The 10,583-nt window shown below is 72.9% G+C and carries 7 protein-coding genes; all 7 read right to left on the bottom strand.

What is annotated here, in order from left to right; genetic code table 11:
- Positions 1-8: 8 nt before the first annotated feature.
- Positions 9-1,574 (bottom strand): UDP-N-acetylmuramate--L-alanine ligase, encoded by a 1,566-nt coding sequence (murC, locus tag B0E54_RS31275; protein ID WP_234591418.1) that lies wholly within the window; start codon positions 1,572-1,574, stop codon positions 9-11.
- Positions 1,571-2,677: an undecaprenyldiphospho-muramoylpentapeptide beta-N-acetylglucosaminyltransferase gene (gene murG / locus B0E54_RS31270; protein WP_234591417.1), complete on the bottom strand. Its 1,107-nt coding sequence runs from the start codon at positions 2,675-2,677 to the stop codon at positions 1,571-1,573. Before murG ends, murC begins: the two co-directional genes overlap by 4 nt.
- On the bottom strand, positions 2,677-4,140 hold the full coding sequence (locus B0E54_RS31265; protein ID WP_234591419.1) for an FtsW/RodA/SpoVE family cell cycle protein: 1,464 nt from the start codon (positions 4,138-4,140) through the stop codon (positions 2,677-2,679). Before B0E54_RS31265 ends, murG begins: the two co-directional genes overlap by 1 nt.
- A 460-nt stretch (positions 4,141-4,600) precedes the next feature.
- Complete coding sequence (gene mraY, locus B0E54_RS31260; RefSeq protein WP_234591416.1) at positions 4,601-5,725, bottom strand: phospho-N-acetylmuramoyl-pentapeptide-transferase; 1,125 nt, start codon at positions 5,723-5,725, stop codon at positions 4,601-4,603.
- On the bottom strand, positions 5,722-7,119 hold the full coding sequence (gene murF, locus B0E54_RS31255) for a UDP-N-acetylmuramoyl-tripeptide--D-alanyl-D-alanine ligase (protein ID WP_234591415.1): 1,398 nt from the start codon (positions 7,117-7,119) through the stop codon (positions 5,722-5,724). The genes mraY and murF overlap by 4 nt, the downstream gene beginning before the upstream one ends.
- Positions 7,116-8,678, bottom strand: a complete 1,563-nt coding sequence (locus B0E54_RS31250; RefSeq protein WP_234591414.1) for a UDP-N-acetylmuramoyl-L-alanyl-D-glutamate--2,6-diaminopimelate ligase — start codon at positions 8,676-8,678, stop codon at positions 7,116-7,118. Before B0E54_RS31250 ends, murF begins: the two co-directional genes overlap by 4 nt.
- Positions 8,679-8,730: 52 nt before the next feature.
- Positions 8,731-10,583 (bottom strand): penicillin-binding protein 2 (locus B0E54_RS31245; RefSeq protein ID WP_234591413.1); only part of this gene is annotated, 1,853 nt, incomplete at its 5' end.

Genomic DNA, 10,583 nt, shown 5'->3' with positions numbered 1-10,583 from the left:
GCCGGGGCTCATCCGGCCGTGGGGGCCGCGCCGTCCGGTGCGGCGGCGCCACCGAGCGCCGCCCCGTCGCCGCCGGCAGTGGACCCGCCGGGCACCGGCTGACCGATCGCCGGGGTCGTGGCCACCGGGTCGACAGTCGCCCCCGACGCGGAGTCGGCGGTACGCGCGCCCAGGGCGGCCAGCAGCTCGTCACCCATCAGCGAGATCGGCGGGGCGCCCATGGTCACCACCACGTCCCCCGGGCGGGCCCGGCGGACCACCTCGACCGGCGCGGCCTCCCAGGAGTCGACGAACACCTTGCGCTCGGCCGGCAGCGCCACCGCCTCGATCAGCGCCGCCGAGCCCTCACCGGGCTGGCGCAGCTCGCCCGGCCCGAAGACCTCCAGCAGCACCACCTCGTCGGCGATGGCCAGCGCGTCAGCGATCTCCGCCTGGTTGTCGCGGGTGCGGTACAGCCGGTACGGCTGGAAGACGACGATCAACCGCCCGTCGCCGGCCACCTCGCGCAGCGTCTGCATCGCCAGCGTCATCGACGTGGGGTGGTAGGCGTACTCGTCGTAGACCAGCACGCCGTCCGCGACGCCCTTGCGCTCGAAGCGCCGCCGCACGCCGGGGAAGACCGCCAGCGCGGCCTCCGCCGCCTCCAGCGGCAGCTTGAGCAGGTACGCGGTGAGCACCGCCGAGGCGCTGTTGAGCCCCATGTGCCGCCCCGGCACCGGCAGCCGGAACTCGCCCAGCGACCGCCCGTCGATCGCGGCCAGGTAGCGCACGCCGCGCGCCGAGGAGACGATCTCGGTCAACCGCAGGTCGGCGTCCTCGGCCGCGCCGTAGGTGAACACCCGCCGCCCCTCGGCGCGCAGGGTCGCCGCCAGCCGCCGACCGCCCGGGTCGTCGGCACAGGTGATGATGAACCCGTTCGGGTCGGTGAGGCGGGCGAACTCCACGAACGCCGCCTCCAGCGTCTCGTAGTCGCCGTAGGTGTTCAGGTGGTCCGGCTCGACGTTCGTGATGATCGAGACGTACGGGCGGTAGATGAGGAACGAGCGGTCGCTCTCGTCCGCCTCGACCACGAAGTGCTCGCCGGTGCCGTGGTGGGCGCCCGAGCCGACCTCGGAGATCTCCCCGCCGATCACGAAGGACGGGTCCACACCTGCCTGCTGGAGCACCATCGTCACCATCGAGGTGGTGGTGGTCTTGCCGTGCGTGCCGGCGACCGCGATCGCCCGGCGGCCGGTCATCGCCGCCGCGAGAGCCTCCGAGCGGTGCAGCACCCGCAGGCCGCGTCGACGGGCCTCGACCAGCTCCAGGTGGTCCTTCGGGATGGCCGAGGAGTAGACCACGGTGTCCACGCCGTCGAGGTTTGTCGCCTCGTGGCTGAGATAGATGGTGCCGCCGAGCGCCCGCAGACCCGCCAGCGAGGGCCACTCGCGCAGGTCGCTGCCGGAGACCCGGATGCCCCGGGTGAGCAGCAGCCGGGCCACGCCGAGCATGCCCACCCCGCCCACACCGATCAGGTGGACGGCGCCCAGGTCCTCGGCGGTGAGCGTGCCGGCCGGGGTGAACTGCGCGGTCACCGGTTCACCGCCTCGAGGACGAACGAGCGCAGCGCCTCGTCACCGTCGCGCCGCCCGTACGCCGACGCGGCGGCGCCCATCGCGTAGAGCCGTTGCGGATCGCGGATCAGCGGGATGACCGCGCGCTCCAGCCAGTCCGGGGTCAGCTCCGCGTCGTCGACGAGCAGCCCGCCGCCGGCCTCCACCACGGGCAGCGCGTTGCGCTTCTGCTCCTGATTGCTGTGCGGGTACGGCACGAAGATCGTCGGCAGGCCGATCGCGGCCACCTCGGCGACCGTCATCGCGCCGCCCCGGGCCAGCATGAGGTCGGCAGCCGCGTAGCCCAGCTCCATCTCGGACAGGTACGGCAGTGTCACGTACGGCACCGGCAGGTCGGTGGGGATCGGCACCGGCTCGTTGCGGGCGCCCATCACGTGCAGCACCTGCACACCGTTGCGGGCCAGCTCCTTGGCCGCGCCGGAGACCGCCAGGTTGATGGAGCGGGCGCCCGACGAGCCGCCCGCGACGAAGAGCACCGGCAGGTCCGGGCGGAGGCCGAACCGGGCCCGGGCGGCGTTACGCAGCGCGTACCGATCCAGCGAGGCGATGCTGCGGCGCAGCGGCACCCCGACCACTGTCGCGTCGCGCAGCGACTCGGCCTGGCTCGGCTGGTGCGGGAAGCCGACCGCGATGTTCTTGGTGAACTTCATACCCAGCCGGTTGGCCACACCCGGCGGCACGTTCACCTCGTGGATCACCATGGGCAGCTCACGACGCCACGCGGCCAGGTAGGCCGGGACCGAGACGTACCCGCCGAAGCCGACGACCGCGTCGGCGCGTACCTCGTCGATCACCTTGCCCGCGGCGCGGGCCGCGGTCCACATCCGGCCCGGGGTACGCACCAGGTTCATGTTCACCGACCGGGGCAGCTGGTACGCCGGGATCTGCCGCAGGTCGTAGCCCTGCGGCGGGATCAGCTCGTTCTCCATGCCCTTGGGTGTGCCGAGACAGGTGATCCGGACGCCCGGGTCGTGTCGGCGCAGGCAGTCGGCGAAGGCCAGCAGCGGGTAGATGTGTCCCCCGGTACCACCTCCCGCGAGCACCACCGAACGCAGCGGACCCATCAGCGTCTCCTCTCGCTCGCCGTACCCTGGCGGCTCCGGCCCTGCCGGGCGCCGCGCGGTGCGGCCTGGTCGTCCTGGCGCCGCTCGCGGGACCGGGGCACGGACCCTCGGCCAGCCGGCGGCGACGCCGGTCGGCGACGCCGACCGGGAAGCGGCGGCAACGGGGCCCAGAGTAGTCGGACCCACCGGGCCGGCGGACGGGCATGCAGCGCTCTGGCCGCATCGGGTTCGGCGCGGGCGAAGGACGCCAGCATCCCGATCGCCGCCAACGTCACGACCAGGGCACTTCCGCCGTCAGAGATGAACGGCAGCGGCAGACCGGTGATCGGCAGCAGCCCCACGACCCCACCGATGTTGATCACCGCCTGGCTCACCAGCCAAGTGGTCACGGCGGCGGCCGCCAGCCGCCGGAACGGGTCGTCGACCCGTCGGGCGATGCGCAGACCGGTGTACGCGAGCACCGCGAACAGCGCCAGCACCACGACGCAGCCGATCACCCCCAACTCCTCGGCCACGATCGCGAAGATGAAGTCGTTGTGCGCCTCGGGCAGCCAGTCCCACTTGAGGCTGCTCTTGCCCAGGCCGACGCCGAACCAGCCGCCGTGTTCGATGGCCAGCCGACCCTGGTAGAGCTGGAGGCAGCCGTCGAGCTTGCACTCCTGCGGGTCGGGCGGGTTGATGAACGACGTCAGCCGCGCCAGCCGGTAGTTCTCCGCGCCGCGCTCGCCGGAGCCCGCGCCCAGCGACGCCACGGCGATGAGCAGGCCCACGCCGAGCAGGCCGATCACTGTCAACGCGCCGAAGACGCGCGTCTGGACCCCGGCCGCCCAGAGCAGGCCGACCACGAGCGCCAGCAGGCAGAGCATGGTGCCCGTGTCGTTGTAGCCGACCAGGACGAAGAGCAGACCCATGACCGGGAAGAGCGGGGTGGCCAGCTCCCGCCACCAGCCCAGCGCGGCCCCCTTGCGGGCGATGACGTGCGAACCCCACAGCACCAGCGCGAACTTGGCCAGCTCCGACGGCTGCACCTGGATCCCGCCGACGAACAGCCAGTTCAGCCGCGCCTCGACCGGCCCGAACGCGACCGACTTCTGGTTGGTGAGCCGGCCGTAGGCCACCAGCAGGTTGAGCACCAACAGGAGCGCCACCGACGTGAACAGCAGCGGCCGCCCCAGGGTGCGGTACGTGCTGGCGGGCAGGCGCTGACACGCCCAGAACGCCCCGATGCCGATCACCGCGAAAATGGCCTGCTTGGTCACCGACGCGGACGCGTTGCCGTCCTCGGCGTAGTCCTTCACGCTGGTCGCCGAGAAGACCATCGTCAACCCGATGAGCAGCAGCAGGCCGGCACTGGACAGCAGCAGGTAGTAGGACGCCAGCGGCCGGTCCAGCAGGCCCCGCAGCGCGGCCAGTCCACCGGCCGCGTCCAGCCCGCGCAGCGACGCAGGCGTCTCCGTTGCCACGTCCCGCCGTGCCGCACCCGGCTCCGCGCCGCGGGTCTCGTCCGACTGCTTGCCGACCTCCGTGCCTCGTCCCGCTTCCACGGTCGACGGCCGGCGCGGCCGGCCGACTGCCCTGTCCTCGGTTTCTCGTTCCTCCCCCACCCGGACATCATCACCGCTCGGCGCGCCCGACAGGTCCACAACGCCGCACCGGGCGTGTCGGGCAGGGCGCGCGGCGGGGGCGCGCGGCGGGGGGCGGCCGTCCCCACCGCGTCCTTTGCTCTGCTTCAACCCAGGCAACAGTTCGGCCACCGGAGTGTCGCCTCCGTTGAAGCAGTGCAAAGGACGTTCCGACCACCCGGGCCACCCAGTCCCTGTCCCCGCTCATGCCCGGCAACGCGCCCGCCCCGACCTGCGCCGGGCGGGTCGGGGCGGGGTCGAGGCGGGGTCGGGGTCGGGGCCGGGGCCGGGGCCGGGGCCGTCAGGTCATGTTGGCGAGGAACTCGCTGTAGAACAGGCCCAGGGCGATGGCCACACCGATGCCGGCGATGATCCAGAACCGGACCACGATGTTGACCTCGCTCCAGCCGGCCAACTCGAAGTGGTGCTGCAGCGGTGACATCCGGAACACACGTTTACCTGTGGTCCGGAAGGAGATGATCTGGATCACCACGGACATCGTGATGATCACGAAGAGCCCGCCGATGATCGGCAGCAGCAGGATCGTGCGGGTGGACATCGCCATGCCGGCGATCAGGCCGCCCAGGCCCAGCGCCCCGGTGTCACCCATGAAGATCCGCGCCGGGGACGTGTTCCACCACAGGAAGCCCACACAGGCCCCGGCGGCGGCCCCGGCTATCAGCGCGATCTCCAACGGGTCCCGGACCTCGTAGCAGTACGGCTGGGTGTAGCTCGGGTCGGCGCACCAGTGGCGGTACTGCCAGAACGCGATCAGCGCGTACGCGGCGAGCACCATCACCGAGGCGCCGGTCGCCAGACCGTCCAGGCCGTCCGTCAGGTTGACGCCGTTCGTCGCGGCCATCACCACGAAGATGAAGATGATCACCGCGCCGACCTTGCTGACCTCCAGGAAGTCGATGTCCCGGATGAAGCTCAGCGTGGTGCTGCCCACGGTCTGGGTGTTGGTGGCGTTGCCCGTCGCGTCGGTCATCGTGCTCGGGAACCACAGCGCGATAACGCCGAAGACCGCTCCGACCAGGATCTGACCGAGCAGCTTGCCGCGCTTGTTGAGGCCGGCGCTGTTGCGCTTGCGCACCTTGAGGAAGTCGTCGAGGAAGCCCACCGCGCCGGAGAACACCATCAGCCCCAGCAGCACCAGCGCCGTGATGGTCGGCTCCACCTGCGCGATCTGCGCGTCCGGCAGCGTGGTCAGGGCCAGGTGGCCGGCCACGTACGCGATCACGGTGGCCAGGATGAAGACCACGCCGCCCATCGTCGGCGTGCCCTTCTTGCCCTGGTGCATGGCCGGGCCGTCGGACCGGATCGGCTGGCCGGCCTTGAGCCGGGTGAACACCTTGATCGCGATCGGGGTGCAGAACAGCGAGACGACGAAGGCCACCCCGATGGCGACGATGATGGCCCTCATCGACTGGCCTCCCCGGCGGCGTCGGCGCGCAGGGCGTCGGCCACCTCCCAGGTCCGGTACCGGGAGCCCTTGACCAGGACGACGTCGCCCGGCCGTAGCTCGCCCCGCAGCACCTCGACGGCCGCCGCCTGATCGGTGAGCAGCACCGACTCTCCTCCCCAGTTCGCTACCGCTGTCGCGCCTTCGTGGATCGGCGCGGCCGGCTCACCCACCACGAGCAGCCGGTCGACACCCAGCTCGGCCGCGAGCCGGCCGACCTCGGCGTGGCCGTCGCGCTCGAACGGGCCCAGCTCGGCCATGTAACCGAGCACCGCGACGGTACGCCTCTCACGTCCGAGGCTGGCGAGCGCCCGGAGCGCCACAGCCATCGAGGCCGGGTTGGCGTTGTACGAGTCGTCGATGACCGTCACCCCGTCGGGCCGGTCGAAGACGTCCATCCGCCGGGTGGACTTCAGCCCCAGCTCGCCGAGCGCCGTGGCCACCTCGGCCAGCGGCATGCCCAGCTCCCGGGCGACCGCGGCGGCGGCGAGCGTGTTGCCGACCTGGTGGCGGCCGGTCAGCGCGAGCCGTACCGGCGCGCTTCCCTCCGGCGTGACAAGGGTGTACGACGGGTGCCCCCGCTCGTCGAGCGTGACGTCCTCGGCGCGCAGGTCGGCGTCGGGCGCCTCGCCGTAGCGGACCACCCGGGCCCGCGTACGGCTCGCCATGGCGTCCACCCGGGGGTCGTCGGCGTTCAGCACCGCGAGGCCGTCGGGCGGCAGCGCCTCGACCAGCTCGCCCTTGGCCTGGGCGATGTTGTCCTGCGAGCCGAACTCGCCGATGTGCGAGGTTCCGACGTTGAGCACCACCGAGATGCGGGGCGGCACCAGCTCACACAGGTAGCGCACGTGCCCGATGCCGCGGGCGCCCTTCTCCATGACCAGGTAGCGGGTGTCCGGTCCGGCCAGCAGAGCCGTGTACGGGTGGCCCAGCTCGTTGTTGAACGACCCGGGCGGGGCCACCGTGGCGCCGAGGCGGGCGGTGAGCTGGCCGATCAGGTCCTTCGTGGTGGTCTTGCCCGACGAGCCGGTCACCCCGATCACGGTCAGCTCGGGCAGCCGGGCCACCGCCGCGCGGGCCAGCCGGCCCATCGCGGTCAGGGCGTCGTCGACGAGCACCATCGGCACCCCGGGCACCTCGCGGCTGCCGAGCACGGCCACCGCGCCGGCCTCGATCGCCCTCGCCGCGTAGTCGTGCCCGTCCACCTTCTCCCCCGGGAACGCCACGAAGAGCGACCCGGGCCCGACCTTGCGCGAGTCGAACTCGACCGACCCGGTCACGGTGGCGGCCGGGTCGGCGGCGACGAGCCGCCCGTCGACCGCTTCGGCCACCTCGGCCAGCGTCAGCGCGATCACCGCTGACCCGCCCGGTCCGGGAAGCGGGCCCGCAGCGCGTCGGCCAGCTCGGTGCTGTCGTCGAACGGGAGCATCTCGCCCGCCACCTCCTGACCCCGCTCATGGCCCTTGCCGAGCAGCGCGATCACGTCGCCCGGCTCGGCCAGTCGGACCGCCTCGTCGATCGCGTCCCGGCGACCGGCCACCTCGATGATCCGGGCGGCCGTGCCCGCCCGGTACGCCCCGGCGAGCACCTCGGCGCGGATCTGGGCCGGGTCCTCGGTACGCGGGTTGTCGTCGGTCACCAGCACCACGTCGGCCCCCTCGGCCGCGGCGGCGCCCATCACCGGGCGCTTGCCCCGGTCGCGGTCCCCGCCGGCGCCGATCACACAGATCAGCCGACCGGCGCTCAGCTCGCGCAGCGCGGCCAGCGCGGCCACTATCGCGTCGGCCTTGTGCGCGTAGTCGACGACCCCGCGTACCGGGCCGACGACGTCGACAAGTTGCAGGCGGCCGGGCACGCCACCGCAGGCGGCCACACCGGCCGCCGCGGTCACCGGGTCCACCCCGGCGCCCACCAGGGCGGCGATGGCCAGCAGCGCGTTTGCCACGTTGTGCCGCCCGGGCAGCGCCACACCGGCGGTCAGCGCCACGCCGTCCGGGCCGTGCGCGGTGAACCGCTGCGCGTACCCCTCGCCGTCGACGCCGTCGGCCCACCACGTCGCGGTCGGGTCGCCGGCGGCCGAGTAGCTGACCGTCGCCGGCTTGTAGAGCGGCTTGAGCGCCGGATCGTCGTGGTTGAGCACCTCGACCGCGCACCGACCGTCGAAGAGCTGCGCCTTGGCGGCGAAGTAGTCGGCGCTGTCGGCGTGGAAGTCCAGATGGTCGGAGCCGAAGTTCGTGTACCCGCCGACGGCGAAGCGCACCCCGCCGACCCGGCCCATGGCCAGGGCGTGGCTGGAGACCTCCATGACCACTGCGGTGACGCCGCGCTCCCGGGCGGTGGCCAGCATCGCGTGCAGGTCGGTCGCCTCCGGGGTGGTCCGCACGCTGTCGATCACCAGATCGCCGAGCCGGGTCTCCACGGTGCCGATCAGCCCGGTGGTGTGCCCGGCGGCACGCAACCCCGACTCGACCAGGTACGCGGTGGACGTCTTGCCGGCGGTCCCGGTCACGCCGATCACGGTGAGCGCCGCCGTCGGGTCGCCGTACACCGCCGAGGCCAGCTCGCCGAGCACCGCGCGGGGGTCGGGCACCACCAGGGCGGGCAGGCCGCTCGCCGCCGCCAGCTCGGCGCCGGCCGGGTCGGTCAGCAGTGCCACCGCGCCGGCCTCGGCCGCGCCGACGGCGAACTCCGCACCGTGGCGGCGGGCGCCGGGCAGGGCCGCGTACAGGTCGCCGGGGCGGACCTCCTGGCTGGCGTGGGTGGCGCCGGTGACGACCACGTCGGCGGCGTCCGCCGGGAGGTCGACGGCGAGCCGGAGGGCGAGGTCACCGAGCCGGACGCCGGTCACGGTACGTGGACGTGGATTGCCGGGCACGGCGTCAGACCCTACCCGGTCGTCCGGTTCCGGCCGCACAGCCGCCCCGGTGGTTCGTCGGCACTCACCGATGATGTCGCCCCTGCGCTGGTCAGCGCGGAAAGACCACGAACTTCGGTGCGGAACCACTCGCGGACGGCGGTACGCGGTAGTGACGCAGCGTGAACTGCATCATGTCGCGGAACGCCGGGTTGGCGATCGCCGCGCCCCCACCACCGGGCGCGTACACGAAGACCGCGATCACGTACCGGGGCTTCTCGGCGGGGGCCATGCCGATGAAGGAGGACACCTCGCCCGGTTGCTTCTTGCCGTCCACCAGACGCCAGCCGGTGCCGGTCTTGCCGGCGACCCGGTAGCCGGGGACCGCCGCCAGGGTGCCGGTGGCGCCCTCGACAGTGGTGACGGCCTCCAGCATGGTGCGCAGCGCCGCCGCGTTCTGCGGGCTGAGCACCGAGCGGGTGACCGGCGCCGGCGCGGGGGTGCGCTTGCCGTCCGGGCCGATCGTCTCCTTCACGAGGTGCGGCTGCACGTACGTGCCGTCGTTGGCGATGGTGGCGTACGCGGCGGCCATCTGCAACGGGGTGGCGTCGACGCTGTGCCCGATCGGCACCGACCCGGCCGACGAACCGCTCCACTCGTCGAGGGGCAGCAGCCGACCGCTGGCCTCCCCGGGCAGGCCCTCGCCGGTGGCCTTGCCCAGCCCGAACCGCTTCTGGTAGTCGATCAGCCGCTCCGGGCCGAGCCGGTCGGCGACGGTGATCGCGCCGACGTTCGACGAGAAGGCAAGCATCCCGGGCACGCTCATCTTGCGGCCGTTGGCCGGGTGGGTGTCGGAGAACCAGGTGTCACCCTTCTTGATGCTGTTCGCGATCGGCAGCGTCGTGTCCGGGGTGATCACCCCCTCCTGGAGCGCGGCGCCGTAGGTGATCGCCTTGTGCACCGAGCCGGGGTCGACCACGAAGCTGGTCGCGGCGTCCTCGCGGGCGACCGGGTCGCTGTCTCCCGGCTTGGCGGCGTTGTAGGTGGGGTCGCTGGCCTGGGCCCGCACCTCGCCGGTGGCGACGTCGATGATCACGGCGGCGGCGGTCGCGCCCCGCTGCCCCGCCATCCCCGCGCTGAGGATCTGCTGGCAACGGAACTGCAGGTCACGGTCGATGGTGAGGGTCAGCGAACTGCCCGGCTTGGCCGGGGTCGTCTTGCTGTAGCCGCCGGGGATCGGCGCGGCGAGGTCACCGAGGCCCGCCTCGTACACCCGCTTGCCGTCCTGCCCGGCGAGCAGCTCGTCGTAGCGGGCCTCCAGCCCTTCCAGCCCGACCATGTCCTGGCTGGTGAAGCCGATCAGGTTGGCCGCCAGGTCGTCGCCGGGCACCTCCCGACGCTCGTCGCGGTGCACCCCGATGCCGGGCAGCTCCAGCGCCAGCACCTGCTTGGCAGCCGGGATCTCCACCCCCCGGGCCAGGTACTCGAACCGCGACGGGTTGCCGTTCTCCAGCTTGCGGGGCTTCATCAGCTCGGTGAGCTTGGACACCGGAATGCCGAGCAGCGGAGAGAGCGCCTTGGCGGTGGCGTCGGCGCCGATCCACGCGGGGTTGGACCGGTCCTCGATCAGGGTGGGGTCGGCGAACACGTACCGCGCCTCGACGCTGTGGGCCAGCGGCTCGCCCCGGAAGTCGTAGATCGCGCCGCGCGGTGCGGGCAGCTCGACCGTGCGGGTCCGGTCGGCGACGCCACCACCTGCGTACGCCGGGGTGTCGACCGCCTGCAGGAAGACCAACCGCACCCCGATGACGACGAAGAGCGCCAGGGTGAGCACCGTACCCAGGCGCAGCCGCAGCCGTGGGTCGGCAAGCTTCGGTGGACGCGGCGGCTTGCGCGACGGCCGGCGGGCCGCCGGCCGGTCGGCGCGGCCGGGTGCGCGCGGCGTGGTGCGACGGCGCGGCGGCG

The sequence above is a fragment of the Micromonospora sp. MH99 genome (assembly GCF_021442385.1).
Classification (GTDB): domain Bacteria; phylum Actinomycetota; class Actinomycetes; order Mycobacteriales; family Micromonosporaceae; genus Micromonospora.
The sequence above is the reverse complement of the archived record's forward strand: the minus strand, read 5'-3'. Positions and strand labels throughout refer to the sequence as shown.